This window comes from Paenibacillus tarimensis, assembly GCF_021532315.1.
Classification (GTDB): Bacteria; Bacillota; Bacilli; order Paenibacillales; family Paenibacillaceae; genus Paenibacillus_I; species Paenibacillus_I tarimensis.
In genome coordinates, this window is record NZ_JAKGAO010000024.1 from 20,630 (window position 1) to 37,507 (window position 16,878).

A 16,878-nucleotide genomic window follows, 5' to 3' on the forward strand; every position below is an offset into this window, starting at 1 on the left:
CTCCTATCTCATAACGAGCTGGCGTGATTGGCGGCGATTATAAAGCCGATATGGCAGGCCGACGAACAGAGCAATCAGGAATGCTGAATAAAACGGGGAATTCGTGACCTCCATGACACGTAGTGCTGCATCTACGGCGGCGATTCCAAATGCGAATAACACCCTGGCCCTGCGCGTTGGCGGTGTGGTCTGAGGGTCCGTAATCATGAAGAAGCAGAACAGCTGGAAGGATGCACCGAGCATAGGCCCGAATGCAAAAAATAAGGGGGCTCCGAAGAGGAAGGAGCGGACTGCCGCAAACAGCGCAAATCCCGAGATAAAGGCAAGCACCGTGTCCAGTCTTCCGGCTGAATAAGCCGCGACAGCGCCGAGAAGCAGGATAAACGCCATGATTTCATACCCGTTCGTCCACTGCTTGGGCGTGCTGACAGCATACTGGGGGAGAAACCAGAGCATGAAGCACATGGCCACATTGTTGGGGTTAAACAAGTGCTTGCCACCGATCCGGACCGTATGCTTAATGCCGATAGACAGGACAGATGCCAGCGCATAAGGCCACAGCAGGTGGGAGCTCAGCAGCAGGCTCACGCCAAGACCGGTAATGAGGGCGCTGAGCGGGACGATCCATCGCCCGCGCAGCATCCGGGTCAGCACCAGTTCGGCCGCTACCGCCGCTGTAACGGCGGTAATCATAGTGTCCCACTGCTGGAAGAAACCAAGGAACAGCTGGCCTGCGGCTACGAAGCTTGTCAGAAATAAAAGGACATAATAGCGGGGATCTATCCGTTTAAGCTGCATGATCATTCAGCAGCAGCCCCTTCAACAATCGTCGTGATTCGGTCAATCGGCACTTCACTCAGCTCTTCCACCCGGCCGCTCGGCCACTCAATCCGGATGCTGTCCACAGCTGTTGCATCTTTCAGTCCAAAATGTATGCGCGGATCGCTCTGCCCTCCGTGACTGTTCCCGCCATCGCGTTCAATAACGGTGGAAACCCCGTTCACGGTAAATATCACTTTCGCACCGACAGCATCCCGGTTGCTCGGCGGCGTTCCGACTAGGTGCAGCTTGATCCAGTGATGGCCGGTTTCATTTTGATTCTTGTATACGCGCGCAGAGCCGTTCTGCACGGCGAAGACGAGATCGAGATTACCGCGGTTCCACAGATCGACCGCCGAGACACCGCGCGTATCCTCAGTAAACGTGAGCCCTACATCCTGAGCTACGTCCGTAAAGGTTGTGCCGTCGTTCAGGAACAGCTTCTTCTGCTCATGTCCCGACATGGACTTGTCCTCAAAGTCAGGCCAGTTCTTCGTATCTTCCACAATGTCACCAGGCGTTGTCGCCAGGATGCCCATGTCATACCAGTAATCTCGCTTCTTGCTGGCGGATATAAAGCCGTTGGTCACCATTAAGCTCATCTCACCGCTGTTGTTGACATCCAAAAATCTGGCCCCCCATGAGAAACCTGACTGCTTGAGTCCGAGGTCAGGCGCCCGGTCGCGGTACACCCCATCCTCGCCTTCATGCCACAGCTGATTACCTTCAAGCAGATACGTTTCCTTGCTGATATTGCTCACATAGAAGGCCAGCCTGCCGTCATGGAATAAATCTGCGAAGTCGACGTTCATTCCCTTGAAGGTATCGTCGCCAATGCCGCGTTTCTGGACAACTTTCTCAAATCCCTTACCCTCCTGATTCAGCAGCAGGGAATCCGGTCCAAAATCATTGGCATTGTACAGGTCCGGCCAGCCATCACGGTTCAGGTCAGCAGAGCCGGTTGCGAGTGTCCAGCCCGTATCGTCCACCCCAAGCTCAGCCGATACATCCGTAAAGGTGCCGTCTCCGTTGTTCCGATAGAGAACATTAGCCCCGCCATTGCGTGCTCGTTCGAAGTCGCTGTGCATGATTCGGGTAGAGTTCAGGTTCCATAGATCATCCGTTTCTCTGAAATAGCATCCCAGATAGAGATCCAGGAACCCGTCACGGTTATAGTCCAGAGTGATGACCTTGTTCACATACCCGTTATAGCCAACCCCGGCAGTGTCTGTTACTTCCGTAAAGGTGCCGTCTCCGTTGTTCCTGAACAGCTTGCTCTTGCCCCAGCTGCCGATGAACAAGCTTGGATAACCGCTGTTATTGTAGTCAAACCACACCACCGACTCGGACATCCCGTGCGTGTTAACATCCGCCACTCCCGCCGCTGCCGCAACCTCCTCAAAGGTGCCGTCTCCCTTATTGCGATAGAGGGCGTTGGGTTCCCCCCGCTTACTATTGATGAAGTAAAGGTCCATCCATCCGTCTGCGTCATAATCAGCCGCTGCCACACCTGCTCCAGTGGAAGCCAGCCACTGGAATATGTTCGCTACCTTAGGATCGAAGGTATCCTTGGCATGAACGAAGGCGATGCCCGATTCCTCCGTTACATCCTCGAACGAGAAGCCATGGGATACCGGCTTGCTCTGGCTTGTACAGCCGGAAATCAAGACAGACAATAGGACAACGGCGGCATAAACGACTCTCTTATTCCTGTTTAACAGCATGCTTCTTTTTCACTCCCATCCTGCGTCCCCCGCTGCTTAAGCAGCATTCTCATCTGATCCATCCACCTCGTATAATAAGAGTCGGGGTCCTCTGCTCTATGCTTCATGAGAACCTCCGCTTCGCGCACCCAATCTACATACCGCTCGGCACACTTCGCATATCGGTCCGTGAAGCTCTCCAGCTGCTCATACCAAAATCCCTCATTCTGCAGTTTCCTGGCTTCCCAGCCGAAGGCCATACCTTGACAGTAGGAAACACGGTGAGCGGACGGAATTCGGGCTTGCGATTCGAAGCCAAACGGGACGCGGTCGAATAAGCTGTAAGCAACCGCCAGACCCAGCCCGCTGTATGCATCCTGGCGGTAAGAGGCAGGCAGCTGTTCAATTGCCGCCATTGCAGCTTCCAGATTGAACTGGCTCACGAACCAAAGCCCCCTTCCGTAACCCTGAAGACACACCCGGCGGCAGTCCATCGGGAAATTCTCAAATTGCAGATGGACCGACGGGTCTTCCTGAGATTCAAACAGCGCAGCTCTAAAACCCACCCCATCGAACACAATATGGGCATAACGGGGGTCTAGCGTCTCCATCCATCTGCTATATCCGGCAAACCGGTAACGGTAGCGAATATGCAGCCACCAGCCAAGCCCGACATAATACTGATACAGGTATAGAGGGTCCAGCTCCCGGATATAACGTTCGAACCTGCGGCCTCTGCCCGGCCACAACGAAGCCTTAGCCCCGAAGCCCATACCTGTCCCTTCATAGGCAAATCCCTTGTAAAAAGGATCCTCCGATTCAAGCGATGCCCGGACCTTCTGCACACGCAGAAACGGTTTGATCACCCGGTTATTGCCGCTTAGAAAGGCACGTAGAATAATTGGAAACCGTGTACTGTACAGAAGATCCTCCGGAAAATGAAACCTTCTTGTCATACGGGGAATGTTGACTTGGAACAAACGGAGATACAGAAGCGGAGCAATAATAGCGAGTATTGCGGCCAGTGTCAGCCCTGTCACCAGCGTGGTAATCATTGATTGTGTCTGCCTTCGGCTTTGTCAACAATATCAGACAGTCTCGTCAAAGAAGCGAGTTCGTCCTCCTCCAGCCGGATTCCGAATTCCCGTTCTAGATGAACGGCGAGCTCCAGCGCCATTAACGAATCAACACCCAGCTCCTCCAGGGGGCGGTCAAGACAGGAAAGCTCCCATTCTTCACCCGTCAGCTGGTTTACCAGCTCAACCAGTCTTGTACTAAACTTATTGATATCCTGCTTCATATCCAATCCCCTCTCATCAAGATAGTGTCAAACCGCCATCTACGACCAGCACATGTCCGGTTATATAAGAAGCTGCATCCGACAGGAGAAATGCGGCGGCCGCAGCGGCCTCTGCCGGCTGTCCGAGCCTTCGCATCGGAACAGCCTGCTGAGCCCGCTTCTGCTTGGCCTCCGGCATGTGGCCAAACATATCTGTGGCCACATAGCCCGGAGCTACGGCGTTCACCCGTACGCCAAGACCCGCCGTTTCCTTGGCCATCGCCTTGGTGAGTCCGATAATCCCCGCCTTGGCTGCTGAATAGTTGACCTGTCCGGCTGCACCAGTAAGACCAGCTACAGAGGTCATATTAACAACGCTTCCCTGTGCTGTGGAGAGTGCGCGTATTAGACCCTGCGTCATCGTAAAGATCGAGGTGAGATTCGTATTCAGCACGCTATTCCACTGTGCCGATGTCATACGAAACATCGGGTTATCAGCGGTAATCCCCACATTGTTGACCACATAATCGAGGCGGTCATCCCACTCCTCCGCAATGACATCCCTGAAGCGGCAAATCTCGTCTTCTTCAGCATGATTGCATGGAACCGCCCGGACCAATGGGCCATGCGGGGCACATTCTCTCTCCAGGCTAATGGCGGCTTCTCTGCTGCTCCTGTACGTAAACATGACTTCTGCGCCTGCCTGGGACAGCAGCTTAACCATTTCCCGCCCAATCCCTCTTGAGCCTCCTGTTACAATCGCCCGCTTGCCTTCAAAGTTCCATTGGACTCCCAAGCACCCATCTCCCCCTTATCTGTCTACCTGCTCGAATACTGCCGCTGCCATGAAACCGCCGTATGCGGGAACAGCCTTCATCACCCTATCCAGCCTGCAGCTTCTGGCCTTTGTTACGACAGGGAGCTCAAGCTTCGGATCAGGCTCATCACAGCCGGCCGCTGCGGGTATCAGACTGTCTCTCATGCAGTGCAGAAGCAGTATGGTCTCAAGCAGGGCATTGGCACCCAGCGTATGGCCAATACAGCCCTTGAAGGCAGTTACGGGGGGAACAGTCCCGAACGCTCTGCGCAGCTGCGCTGCCTCATACTTGTCCCACAGCGCATTACCCGTGCCATGCGGAGCAATCAAGTCGATCGGCTTACCGCTGCCATCTTCCGCTGCCAGCCTGATCGTCTCCGCATAGGTATGTGAGACGGCATCCGGCAGGGTCAAGTGCCAGGTATCCTGCCTGAAAGCAGCACCGGCATAGCTTGCTATAATGCGGTCAGGACGCAAGCCGGCCTGTGATCCTGCTTCAAGCACAACTGCAGCGGCGCCGTCACCAAGGACCGACCCGTCGCGGTTGATATCGTAGGGCTTCAAGCTGCCGCAGGCGGAGCCGAAGCTCTTGCCCTCCAGCCACAGGTGCTCCGTAAGATGCGCATAATCGGAACAAGTTACAACCACCCTGGCAGCCCGGCCGGAACGTATCAGCTGACTGCCCGCTTCCAAAGCATACAGCCCCGTTGCACAAGCATTATTGATCACAAGTGTCATACCCCTGATCCTCAGTGCCTTGGCCATATAGAACAAGTAAGGAAAGGATTGCAGCCGGTAAAAGGAGTCACGGTACTCGGCGAAGGCCCCCTCCGGGTCCGTCGAGAGGAATGGCGAACCGGACTCGGCATAGGTTGAGGAGGTTAGGATACGGTCGATCAGACGGTTAACGCCAAGATTCTCATGACCGAGAATAAGCCCCGTATCCTGGCGGTCACCTTCTGTGAGCCCAGCCTCATCCATCGCCATGACGGCTGCCGCTACAGCCATGACAAAATCCCGGTCCTCATGCAAGCCCTCCCCGGACAGCCATCCATAGTCAGCCGGCAGCACCCAGTCACGCAGATCAAGCTCGGGGGCGGAATAAACCGGATACCGCCTCTCATTACCGTCGCCCATCAGATAAACACGGTCCGAACGTTCAATTCTGCCATCCCTTACCGATTCCCAGACAGCAGATGAACCGACTCCCGCGGAAGCCAGGCTGCCTGTTCCTGAGATGACCACCGAGGGATTACGCATGAACCTGCTCCCCCTTGTTCTTCAGACCGGCCATACAGAAGGAGTAGTACCCTTTCGCCCGGCCGCTTACCGTCCACCGCTGCTCCTGCAGCTTCCCGCTTATTACACCGTGATAAGCGGAAGCGGCCGCCAGAAATCCGTCAGCCGGTCTTACAACAGGCCCGCTGTCATCATGCATGCAGATGTCAGCAGCTTCCCAGCGGAGAACAGCACTTGTCGGTCCCGCATCACTGACGCGCCGGAACAAGAGTGCCACAATGGATTCAGCACCCGGTCCTTCTTCTTCCTGATACGTCACTTGGGCCATCATAGAGGGAGGATGGAGAGTGAGCATACAGCACATCACCATATCGGCTTGATTCGATGATAATAAGTCAGCGGCATACAAAAATGCGGATGGAGCGGAAGGAATTGCGTCGGAGAGAGTTACACTGGTACCTGTAATGCGGAAATAGATGGAGAGGTGGCCTGCAAAGGCATTCATGACCGTCTCGGGAAATAATCCGGGATTCACACGGCTTGCTCCGTATTGACGGGCATCCTGATACATGGCTACAATGGGCTCAAGATTGGAGTGGCTGGAGCAAACCACCAGACTGGTGCGCTTACTGGCCTCTCCTTCAAATGGAGTTTCGAAGCCCCCCGAGCGGAACGCTTCCCCTACAGCCAAGCTGCCATACTTTACGACTCTGGACATCCGTTTGAGTCCCGTCCAGCCGTAGTCGGCAGGATCAAGGTCGGGGAGTTTGGAACTGCCCCATGATGACAGACCGTCCGGTCTCGGCAGGAAAGCCGTTCCTACGCCGGAAGGGCTGATAACGCCTGCTCCCGTTAATGCTATGATACTCAACAGGCTTCCTCCTCTCTAGGCTGCTGCTGTAATTCATTGCCGGCTTCTGTCTCTGCCCTTCCAATAATAATGGAAGAATTTACGCCCCCAAACGCATAAGCGTTCGACATAATATAGCTCGTATGCATGGCAAGCGGTTCATTCGCAATGACACGAACCCGACAATCCGGGTCCTGCCTGCGCATGTTTATGGTGGGCGGCAGCCAGCCTGAGGCCAGTGCCTTGACACAGACTACAGCCTCAATAGCACTTGCAGCCCCCAGAGTATGGCCGATATGTCCCTTAATAGAGCTTGTAATGATCGAATCCTTGAATACGGAACGAAGGGCTACTGATTCCATGCGGTCATTGGCTTGTGTACCCGTACCATGAGCACTCACATAGCCGATCGCCCCCTTGTCAATACCTGCCATCTCAATTGCCCGTTCCATAGCCCGAATTGAGCCCTCTGCCCCCGGATCAGGCTGTGTAATATGGTGAGCATCACTGCTGAGGCCATATCCCATCAACCTGGCCAGCGGCCTTGCCCCGCGCCGCCGTGCATTCGATTCACGTTCCAGAATAATGGCTCCGGCTCCTTCACCGAGCATTAGCCCTCTGCGGTCAGCGTCAAAAGGACGGCACAAATCAGGTGTCATTGCCCGCAAGCTGGAAAAACCGGTAAATGCCACCCAAGACATTGCGTCCACACCCGCCGCCACCATCACATCGGCCCGGCCGGCCATGAGCTCATCCATCGCACGGGCAATAGCCAGATTACCTGCAGCACAAGCATTCGTTATCGTCCAGCAGCTGCCGCCGAAGCCAAAATAATCTGTCATGTGCTCCGCAATGATGCCTGGCCCCCCCGGACTTCCCGGCAAACGGCCGTTCATAACCTCCTCATAGGGAGATATCTCTCCCATAGTGGTGCCAATACAAATACCGATTCGGCGTTCAGCCTTAATTAATCCTTCCATGCTCAGGCGTGCCTCGTGGAGAGCGTCTTCAACAGCCGGGAGGAGCAGGCGCGTTGCCCGCCCTCCAGGTGCCGGGTGTAACGTCAGGTGTTCAATGTCATCCACTTCACACCCAATTTGGCAAGCATGCTCTGACGGATCAAAAGCTTTAATTCTTCGAGCTCCCGACACTCCCTGCAGCAGTGCCTGCCAGGTGCTCTCGGCCGTCATCCCCACAGGGGTCACTGCACCGACCCCTGTAATAACAATTGCTTCGTGGTTACCCATGCGGATTCTCTCCTAATTTATGTGCTTGTCCAGACAATACTTAAATCCGATATGGATGGATCCGGCCGGCGGAACTCGTCAATACCTCTTACCGCCCTAACCTCATCCAGGGCGCCCTGCTCATCCAGGGAGGCTCGCCGCTGCAGTTCCTTGTCCTCTGTGTACCTTGCGGCTCCATCCTTCCAGACCAGAATCCCTTCCTTCACCTGGCCGTCCTTCACGAGAGCGTCCCCATAAGCCGTATAGATAAGCGGCCACAACGGCAGGTCCATCGTCCCCTCAAGCTGCTTGGCCACGGCGAGGCAGTAACCCAGATCCTGAATCGCTTTGCCAGTACGCTGCAGGCCGGATGGCCAGTAAAGATTGTTTAACCCTCTTGCATAGTGGGTAAATAAATCATAAGGCCTGTCTTCCAGCAGGTTGTTTAGAACGGAGATAGAACGGGAGGAGATTTGCCCAAGTGCGGCTGTGCCAAGATCCGGGTTTTGGAGCAAGTCTACATAAGCCAAAGCCTGCTGCAATTTAAGCGCATCCGTAAGAGTTTCGAGGCTATCGATATATTCCAGGAACTGCTCCGTCTCTCCCCGTTCCAGCATGAGGATCCGCAGTTTATTCGAATATGCCATCATACCGGGTTCCTGTTCAATGGATTGCTTTAGCTGCTCAACCTCGTCTCCGGCCGGCAGGGCGTTAATGGATTGCTGGGCCTGCCGATTGGCTGACATATCAAGTCCATATTGTTCAATCGTCAGATCCTTGGAGATTTCCGGCAGATCATATGGGGCTGTCCACCATTGATACAGTGCTGCGGCAACGCCGGCTGCCGCAACTGCAGCGGCTACGCACAAGACTTTAGTCTTACGTTTCATACCATCACTTCCTTGTCCATTTTTGGATATTCATGCTTCAACCGGAATGCTGACGGACTGCCGCCAAATGTTTTCTTAAATACCCTCCCAAAATGTGTAATATCGTTATACCCGACTGCGAAGCAGACCTCCGTAACTTGATGCCCTCTCCTCAGCAGACTCATCGCCTTCTGCATCCTTTTATTGATGACGTACTCCTTAAACCCGCTCCCTATGTACCGCTGGAAAATACGAGAGTAATGATACTTGCTGACGTAGATCTGTGCAGCCACCATCTCCAGTGTGAGCTGATGATCGCATAAGTGCTCCTCGATAAAGGCTAGTGACTCCGAAAAGGCATCGTTCACCTCCGTTATCCGCAGGCTGTCCTTCAAGCTTTCAATCATCGCGACCAATGCGGGGAAGTTCGAGCTGTTGAGGCCGCTCATAAGAAAAAAGGGACAAGGCAGCAAGGTTTCAACTTGCTTCCAGTCTGACGGGAACGTGCTGTCCATTGTGATAACTGCCACCAGACGGTAAGGCTTTTGCCGGATCAGCCTGAGGAGGGTGTCATAGTCTTCTGGATAGGCAATGTTAGAAAGCCGTGACAAGACATCCGATTGGTCGGCGGGCAAAGCCCTTTTCCGGTCATGAAAGATACAAATCAGGACGTCATCCATCGATGCACCACCATACTGTTCTATTCGTTTCCACCTGTCTACTAACCACTCCCATAGTAACAAGTTCAGCAGCAAATAAATCTGCCAAAATTGTTCATCATTTTGTTTTTTTTGACCCTTGGTAGCAGGAAAGCAGGTAAGTTACGTTGATTATAAGCGCATATGCGTTTATAATCAACCGCATATAAGGTTAAATTATCTCTAAAAAGAGGCGAAATATACTCTATGCAGCCGTTCAATAGTTTGTCATAATGATAGAACATATGTTTGATTATAAGAACCTCCCGGAGGAACATTGATGCACAATATAAACCGTAAAATTCGAGAATTGCGGCTTAGTCATCAGTTGACAATGGCTCGAATGGCCGAGTTGATCGGCGTGTCGCCAGGCAATATCAGCGACTGGGAAAGCGACAAGAAGAAGTCGACTCCAACAGCCAAAGCTCTGATCGCCATCGCCAATCATTTTCAGGTATCACTTGACTGGCTTATGGATAACAGCGAGCCCCGTCATTCCGGCCCACCCGCCCTTAACCCCTACATTCAGCAAATTAATCAGCTTGCCCCACAGTTGACCGTTGAGGATCTCCGTCTACTCCAATCCTTAGCCGAACATCTGGCCAGCAAACAGAAGCAGCCGGAGATGAAGCCAATCTATGCAGGTAACGGGCCCAGTGATGAAGGTCTGGTCCAGGAGAGATCTCTGGCTGCTGAGTACTTCACCAAGCTCCCGCTGGTCGGCAAGATTACGGCCGGTACACCTATTTTGGCTATGGAGAATATAGAGGAGTACATCAGTGTGCCCAATCATCTGGTCGGGTCGGGGAACCATTTTGTGCTGCGCGTGCAGGGGGACAGTATGATTGATAAGGGAATCCTGAGCGGGGATCTGGTCGTCGTCAGGCAGCAGCATACAGCCGACAATGGTGAGATTGTCGTTGCTCTGGTAGATAGAGAAGAAGCAACCCTGAAGACCTTCTACCTGGAAAAGGAGCATATCAGGCTGCAGCCGGCCAATAACCGGTATTCTCCGATCTACTCGCGTAAGGTCAATATACTGGGCAAGGTAACCGGCATTATGCGCTCTGCAGATAACGGAGCAATGAAACCAGACCACAGCGCAACGAAAGAGGAGTGAGCAGGCTGGAGCATGACGTATGCTGAATTCAACACAATTGTTGAAGGAGGAACACCTGATGCCAGCCTTTGATCGGTTTGAATTTGGTCTGTCTGACTCCCAGGCCGTGGAACCGCAGCCGCTCTGTGATTGCGCATATGACCGCTGCCGGAATGCTATTTACCGCGGGGAACCCAACTGGAATTACTACGGGGAATGGCTGTGCAGCGCACTCTGTCTGGCTAAACACGCCGGAGCTGAGAAACGGTATGCGGAATAACACCATTACGTTCAACAGCAGGGAATATACGATTCTCTATCAGCATGATGCAGCAGGCTTCTGCTGGACCAAGGCATACCGCATGGATGAGAATCATCATATCGAGCTCCTCCAGCTGACCGAGAATCGTGAGGATGGACGCGTGCATGCCGAGACGATTTATGTGCATCACACCGATATTAAGCGAATCATGCTTGATATCCTGTTAGCCGAGACCTGAATACCAGACGCGATTCAAGTAAAGGCGAAGCCCCGCTTCGCCTTTTACCGTTGTTACAGGCCATTGGTAATCTTTACGTACCCGTCATGTGTATGGCCTGGCCTGGACTCACCGTCCACGCGGGTCCCTCCAGCTATAGACTCATACTTCCGCAGGCTTATCCTGCCAAGCATGAAATCCAGATACCGGCTTACAGCCACGTCTCCAGGATATTTGGCCGCAAACAGAGCATGGCTGCTTGTTAGCAGCGACACATATGATCGCCCTGCGCGCGGATGAGCAATGTGAACGTTAACGGCTTGAGCCTCGTAATGAAAATTTCCAAACATCCTCATCAGACGGTATCCGAGCTCCATGTGCTCGAATCCCCATTCCTTGAAGAGATCATCAAATCCTCCTGCGTCACGGAGCCAGCTGAGCGGCACCGACAGGTTGCCGCTTAAGGTCGCAACCCAAGCAATAGGGGAGTTTGTATTACCATCCGGGCCGAACAGCCCATAAACAAGATTGCAGTACTGGGGTGTCCTCAGCATCCGGTCATTCTCATAACGCTTGAGAATGAGGCTCCGGTTAGCTTCTGGGTTTGACACATACATTTCCCGTACATGTCCTACCGTAACACTACCGCCTATCTGCTGCTGGGCACGGGCATGCGCGCTTATAAACCCCGGCTGTGGAATCCTGTCCGCATCACAAAACACAACAGTGTCGGCATCAGCTGCTTGTATCCCGGCATTGCGTGCCGCTGCCCGTCCAGACCTGGGAAGACGTATGCAGTTAATATTAAGCTCATTGGAATAGGCCTCTACAATAGCGTCAACCGGCTCATCTGACCCGTCATCCACCACGATAATCCGGCACTTGTTATATGGCTTGGTCTGTCTGGTGAACCCGTATAACGTCTGCGCAAGCGCAAACGATTGGTTATATACCGGAATAATGACATTTAGGCGCGCCGCTTCCGCCTCATGTACCATAACACTCACCCCCAGCTGTCTTCTTTCCGCTTCATGGTACCATTAGCAGCAAGCAGTTACTCGGCTCCGATTGAACAATTTGCACGCCTCCCCTGGGCGGACTATGACTCTGACGCAACGAACCCCCTAGTAACAACCTAGGGGGGTTCGCTTTCACTACATCATGCTGCCCATGCCGCCCATGCCGCCCATACCGGCATTCATACCCGGAACCTGTGACGCTTCCTTCTCGGGCTTGTCCGCTACAAGCGATTCCGTCGTCAGAATCATGGCAGCGACTGATGCTGCGTGCTGAAGGGCAGAACGGGTAACCTTCGCCGGATCGACAATACCTGCTTCCAGCATGTCTACCCATTCGTCAGTAGCAGCGTTATAGCCCCTACCGGCCGCTTCCCCCTTCAACCGTTCCGCAATTACCGAGCCTTCCTTCCCTGCATTGGACGCTATAATGCGAACAGGTTCTTCAAGGGCCCGCAGAACGATGTTTACGCCTGTTCGCTCATCGCCTGGCACCTCAAGATTCGCTGCGGCTGCTACGGCACCGGACACATTCATTAAAGCCGTGCCTCCGCCTGCCACGATGCCTTCCTCAACAGCCGCCCGGGTCGAGTGGAGAGCATCCTCGATACGCATTTTGCGCTCCTTCATCTCTGTCTCGGTCGCCGCACCCACCTTGATGACAGCTACACCTCCCGACAGCTTCGCCACACGCTCCAGCAGCTTTTCCTTGTCAAAGTCTGAGCTTGTCTCTGCAGCCTGCGTCCGGATCTGCTGTGCTCTCGCACTAATATCTCCCCGGCTCCCGCTGCCGTCCACAATAACTGTATTCTCCTTCGTAACCCGTACCGAGCGGGCGCGGCCAAGCTGATCAAGACGAACCGACTTCAGTTCAAGGCCGATCTCTTCACTGATCAGCTGACCGCCTGTCAGAACAGCAATGTCCTGCAGCATGTCCTTGCGCCGGTCGCCAAAACCTGGCGCTTTGACAGCTACACAATTGAAGGTCCCGCGCAGCTTATTAATGACAAGCGCCGCCAGGGCCTCCCCCTCTACATCTTCAGCGATTACCAGCAGCGGCTTGCCATGCTGCATGACCTGCTCCAATACCGGTATCAAATCCTGAATTGCGCTGATTTTCTTATCGGTGATCAGGATGAAGGGGTTATCCAGCAGCGCCTCCATCTTCTCCTGATCGGTTACCAGATACGGGGAGCTGTATCCACGGTCGAACTGCATTCCCTCCGTAAGCTCCATCTCGGTGAGAAACCCTTTGGACTCCTCTACCGTAATAACCCCATCCTTACCGACCTTCTCCATTGCTTCGGCAATCAGCTCACCCACACTTTCGTCTGCAGCAGAGATAGAGGCCACCTGAGCGATGGATTGCTTACCCTCTATCGGCTTCGAAATTCTCACCAGCTCATTAACCGCTGCCTTGACTGCCTTCTCCATTCCTCTGCGGATCACCATGGGATTGGCGCCAGCAGCTACATTCTTCAAGCCTTCGCGAACCATAGCTTGCGCCAGTACTGTAGCTGTTGTCGTTCCATCGCCTGCAATATCATTGGTCTTGGTCGCAACCTCTTTCAGGAGCTGGGCGCCCATATTTTCATTCGGGTCCTCCAGTTCAATCTCCTTGGCAATCGTTACACCATCATTCGTGATGAGCGGGCCTCCGAACTTCTTCTCCAATACCACATTCCTGCCCTTGGGACCAAGGGTTACCTTGACGGTATCCGCCAAAGCATCCACTCCACTAAGCAGAGCCCTCCGCGCTTCTTCCCCAAACACCAATGTCTTCGCCATTATAGTTCCTCCCCTTTGATTAAGAAATCACAATGCCCTTAAGAGATGACAGCCAGAATATCGCTCTCATGCAGAACAAGCAGTGCTCTGCCCTCATGTTTAATCTCTGTACCCGCATACCTGCTGAACAAGATGGTGTCGCCCGCTTTCACTTCCGGTTCCACCCGCTGGCCATCTCTGAAGAGACCGGAGCCTGCCGCAACAACCTTCCCTTCCTGCGGCATCTCCTTGGCCGTTCCCGGGAGCACAATCCCTCCGGCCGTTTGCTCCTCCTGCTCAATCGGTTCGATAATGATCCGGTCCCCTATCGGTCTGATCATGTCTGTTCCTCCCATACTGTCATTCATATTTTATTGCTTCAGGACACTTCTTATTTTGCTTGAATCTCTCGTTTATTTCTCTGCTTAACTTTCAGGAATTCGGCTAAAAGAGCCGGGATACACGCGGGACAGCTCCAAAAAGATAAGGGCAAGCAGGAGATATCCCGCTTGCCCTCATTTTACACTGGTCCATTGCCTGTTCCCGCTAAGCCGGCTCCGCCGGGTTCTCAGCTGCAATGGGTACTAATTGGTGCTTATTCAGGTTGTAGTCAATAAAGATAAAGAAGGTGCAGCCCGTCTCCGTATAGACATCATGCGCCTCGTCAGCCACCGCAGTCAGAAAATCACCTGCTCTCATGACATCATCATTCAGCTTGCACTCCCCTTCCACCAGGAAAGCCACTTCGCGGCGAGGATGGTTGTGGAAAGGAATGGAGCAGCCCGGCGCCACCTTAACCAGGAAGACGACCCGGCCTGTATCCTCCTCCTCCCACAAGTAAGTCATCTCGGTATCGGGATACATACCGTATTCCCATTTCATATCCTCTTGGCGAACGATCAAGTGCTTACCTGTCTCTGTCATATGTGGTAGCCCCCTCCTTATTCGTCTTCCAGATCAGACCGGAGGCCGATCTCTCGTTAGCTATCTGCTGCCTTCTGGCCTTCTCAAGCTCCTGAACATCGGCATCCCCATCAATCAACCCGGTAAACTGATCCTCAATAGACGCATTCACACACGTGCGGCATTCCTTACCGTCCCGCATATACGTAATCTCAAGCGGCATGCTCGATCCGTAATAACGGGACACTGTCTTAACGTAGGCCCGGTAATCGGGCACCTGAATGTTATCTATAGCTACAATAACATCACCTGCTTGTAAGCCGGCCTCATCCGCAGGTCCTCCCGGAAAGACATCAAGCAGGTAGTTGCCCTGCCCTTCCCTGACACCTGTACGCACGCCCTGCTCGGCATTAACCGTGCAGTTGGTTATGCCAAGACGGGGATAGCTGAACAGCTCCGTACGGAGATCCATCCCGAGCTCCAGTACACTCTTCAAGTTGGCCAGCGACCTGCGCCAACCCATCTCGAGGCACTCCCTGAACCATTGGCCATGGGTATTGTCAGCGAATCCCATCACTTCGAGAACCAGCTTCGTGAAAGGCCCTTCGGCTTCAAAGGTATAAGTTGTCCGTACACGGAAAGGGTCCACTGTACCGTCCGGAGCCATGGATTCATAGGCATCTGCCAGCACAAACTTTTTAAGCGGTTCAACTTCCATGACGTAAGCTCTGTTCGTTATATCCCCGTAGTACAAGGTCAGCAGATCTCCTGCTTTCACATGGTCTGCGTCCCCTGTCGTTTCAACTTGATTGGTTAAGTAGCAGTCACTCCCGCGGGGAGTTGCAACTGCCTGCCATACCGTTTCAAGAGGAGCTTCGATATACGTCATATTGACTGAGCGGTCTTTGGGACATTCAATCATCTTTACCGGGTCACCTCTTCCATTAAAGCTGAATAAAATTGTTGCGCATGGGCCCCAAGACCATGGACAAGGCTGGGAAATGTACAGATCGTTCTCAAATAATGTTCTTCTTCAGAAGGGACAGCTACGGAAGCCCGGGCCAATGTCTTCAATGCCGCTTCATATTGCGGGAGGACTCTCTCTTTTACTTGAGCGGCATACTCCTGCAGAGCATCCTCCCATAAAGCCTCACCTGATAAATACCGGTTCAAGGATTTAGCCAGGTACTCCGCACCGCAAACCGCATTATCAATCCCGACACCTGCCACCGGGTGCAGGTTGGCACAGGCATCACCGACCAGGGCCCAGCCTGGGCCAAAACACTCTCTTATATAGCCTTGAATATGAGGCGTTCCCCTAACGGGGCCAACAACCCGTATATGTGAAAGGCGTGGAGCCAGCATACGAATCTGCATCAGCCACCCCATCAGATTCGGCAGCAGCTTGGAGCCCCACGCCTGAATCTTCGCTTTTGGCAGCATGGCTGCAATACAATGGCGAGAGCTGTCAATCGGATTAACAAGGACAACCGAACCATCATGCCAGTACCACTCCAGCGCCGGTACTGCCTGTGGTCCAATATTCTCAGCATAGACATACAGTACGCCGTGCGAGTAATCTTCACTCATCTCCACACCGGCGTTAACCAGGCCTGCAATCGTCGATTCCCGGCCGTCCGCTCCCACAACTACCCTGGCCTTAACCGTCTCCTCATGGCCCCTGCGGTCACTGAGCACAAGGCCTGCGGCCCGTCCATTCACAAGTATCACCCGACGGGCAGTTCTCTCTAACTGTACGGTTACACGGGGACCGGCAGCCGCTTGAAGAAGCATTGGATCAAGCAGTTCTCTTCTTAGGCCGATTACTCTTGTAGTTACTGTCAGGTCCGACTCAAATACGGTACCGTTGAGGTCTACCCGCATACGTGTGATAGCTGGCGCACCCGCACTCTCCATCTTATCCCTGATCCCGAGCCGTTCATAAACATCTGTCTCCCCGATGATATGGGTAGATAGAGTCGCTCCAGGACGGGTAAAGCGGTCAATTAGCAGCACTCGGTGGTTCAGCCTGCCCAGGAAGGCAGCCAAAGCCGCACCTCCGCAGCGCGCGCCCACAATTGCTACATCATACATGCTCACACCTCAGATTGGCT

The 16,878-nt window shown here is 53.6% G+C and carries 19 protein-coding genes; 3 read left to right on the forward strand and 16 right to left on the reverse strand.

The genetic code is table 11. The features are described from left to right. Positions 1-3 precede the first annotated feature (3 nt). The 10 genes from L1N82_RS18440 to L1N82_RS18485 are packed head-to-tail and all read right to left on the reverse strand — an operon-like array spanning position 4 to position 9,545. Positions 4-804, reverse strand: a complete 801-nt coding sequence (locus tag L1N82_RS18440; protein WP_235288938.1) for an RnfABCDGE type electron transport complex subunit D — start codon at positions 802-804, stop codon at positions 4-6. Beyond that, entirely contained in the window at positions 801-2,495 is a 1,695-nt protein-coding gene (locus tag L1N82_RS18445) for a CRTAC1 family protein (RefSeq protein WP_235288939.1), read from the reverse strand. Before L1N82_RS18445 ends, L1N82_RS18440 begins: the two co-directional genes overlap by 4 nt. Positions 2,496-2,533: 38 nt before the next feature. Continuing rightward, positions 2,534-3,577: a DUF1702 family protein gene (locus L1N82_RS18450; RefSeq protein ID WP_235288940.1), complete on the reverse strand. Its 1,044-nt coding sequence runs from the start codon at positions 3,575-3,577 to the stop codon at positions 2,534-2,536. Beyond that, the gene (locus L1N82_RS18455; protein WP_235288941.1) at positions 3,574-3,822 is read right to left on the reverse strand and encodes an acyl carrier protein; all 249 of its coding nucleotides are present in this window, start codon (positions 3,820-3,822) and stop codon (positions 3,574-3,576) included. Before L1N82_RS18455 ends, L1N82_RS18450 begins: the two co-directional genes overlap by 4 nt. A 16-nt stretch (positions 3,823-3,838) precedes the next feature. After that, positions 3,839-4,597, reverse strand: a complete 759-nt coding sequence (fabG, locus tag L1N82_RS18460; protein ID WP_235288942.1) for a 3-oxoacyl-ACP reductase FabG — start codon at positions 4,595-4,597, stop codon at positions 3,839-3,841. Positions 4,598-4,612: 15 nt separating this feature from the next. Next, the gene (locus L1N82_RS18465; protein WP_235288943.1) at positions 4,613-5,878 is read right to left on the reverse strand and encodes a beta-ketoacyl synthase N-terminal-like domain-containing protein; all 1,266 of its coding nucleotides are present in this window, start codon (positions 5,876-5,878) and stop codon (positions 4,613-4,615) included. Continuing rightward, positions 5,871-6,728, reverse strand: a complete 858-nt coding sequence (locus tag L1N82_RS18470) for a beta-ketoacyl synthase N-terminal-like domain-containing protein (protein WP_235288944.1) — start codon at positions 6,726-6,728, stop codon at positions 5,871-5,873. The genes L1N82_RS18465 and L1N82_RS18470 overlap by 8 nt, the downstream gene beginning before the upstream one ends. After that, positions 6,725-7,954, reverse strand: coding sequence for a beta-ketoacyl-[acyl-carrier-protein] synthase family protein (locus L1N82_RS18475; protein WP_235288945.1), 1,230 nt, complete (start codon positions 7,952-7,954; stop codon positions 6,725-6,727). Before L1N82_RS18475 ends, L1N82_RS18470 begins: the two co-directional genes overlap by 4 nt. A 17-nt stretch (positions 7,955-7,971) precedes the next feature. Beyond that, a complete protein-coding gene (locus tag L1N82_RS18480; protein WP_235288946.1) occupies positions 7,972-8,823 on the reverse strand; it encodes a hypothetical protein in 852 nt (283 codons plus the stop codon). Then, a complete protein-coding gene (locus tag L1N82_RS18485; protein ID WP_235288947.1) occupies positions 8,820-9,545 on the reverse strand; it encodes a helix-turn-helix transcriptional regulator in 726 nt (241 codons plus the stop codon). The genes L1N82_RS18480 and L1N82_RS18485 overlap by 4 nt, the downstream gene beginning before the upstream one ends. 235 nt (positions 9,546-9,780) lie before the next feature. Between L1N82_RS18485 and lexA the strand changes: the two genes are divergently transcribed. The 3 genes from lexA to L1N82_RS18500 are packed head-to-tail and all read left to right on the forward strand — an operon-like array spanning position 9,781 to position 11,099. Further along, the gene (lexA, locus tag L1N82_RS18490) at positions 9,781-10,620 is read left to right on the forward strand and encodes a transcriptional repressor LexA (protein ID WP_235288948.1); all 840 of its coding nucleotides are present in this window, start codon (positions 9,781-9,783) and stop codon (positions 10,618-10,620) included. Between the two features lie 58 nt (positions 10,621-10,678). Further along, positions 10,679-10,879 (forward strand): hypothetical protein, encoded by a 201-nt coding sequence (locus tag L1N82_RS18495; protein ID WP_235288949.1) that lies wholly within the window; start codon positions 10,679-10,681, stop codon positions 10,877-10,879. Next, entirely contained in the window at positions 10,869-11,099 is a 231-nt protein-coding gene (locus tag L1N82_RS18500; protein ID WP_235288950.1) for a hypothetical protein, read from the forward strand. Before L1N82_RS18495 ends, L1N82_RS18500 begins: the two co-directional genes overlap by 11 nt. 53 nt (positions 11,100-11,152) lie before the next feature. Here the strand turns inward: L1N82_RS18500 and L1N82_RS18505 are convergent, their stop codons facing one another. The 6 genes from L1N82_RS18505 to L1N82_RS18530 all read right to left on the reverse strand — a co-directional run bounded on the left by L1N82_RS18505 (position 11,153) and on the right by L1N82_RS18530 (position 16,858). Then, complete coding sequence (locus L1N82_RS18505; RefSeq protein ID WP_235289033.1) at positions 11,153-12,076, reverse strand: glycosyltransferase family 2 protein; 924 nt, start codon at positions 12,074-12,076, stop codon at positions 11,153-11,155. A gap of 156 nt (positions 12,077-12,232) precedes the next feature. Next, positions 12,233-13,882, reverse strand: a complete 1,650-nt coding sequence (groL, locus tag L1N82_RS18510; RefSeq protein ID WP_235288951.1) for a chaperonin GroEL — start codon at positions 13,880-13,882, stop codon at positions 12,233-12,235. A 38-nt stretch (positions 13,883-13,920) separates the two neighbouring features. Beyond that, entirely contained in the window at positions 13,921-14,202 is a 282-nt protein-coding gene (gene groES, locus L1N82_RS18515) for a co-chaperone GroES (protein ID WP_235288952.1), read from the reverse strand. A gap of 205 nt (positions 14,203-14,407) precedes the next feature. Next, positions 14,408-14,785, reverse strand: a complete 378-nt coding sequence (locus L1N82_RS18520; RefSeq protein ID WP_235288953.1) for a cupin domain-containing protein — start codon at positions 14,783-14,785, stop codon at positions 14,408-14,410. Continuing rightward, positions 14,769-15,686, reverse strand: coding sequence for a PDZ domain-containing protein (locus tag L1N82_RS18525; protein ID WP_235288954.1), 918 nt, complete (start codon positions 15,684-15,686; stop codon positions 14,769-14,771). Before L1N82_RS18525 ends, L1N82_RS18520 begins: the two co-directional genes overlap by 17 nt. 2 nt (positions 15,687-15,688) lie before the next feature. After that, positions 15,689-16,858 (reverse strand): FAD-dependent oxidoreductase, encoded by a 1,170-nt coding sequence (locus tag L1N82_RS18530; RefSeq protein WP_235288955.1) that lies wholly within the window; start codon positions 16,856-16,858, stop codon positions 15,689-15,691. Positions 16,859-16,878: the final 20 nt, after the last annotated feature.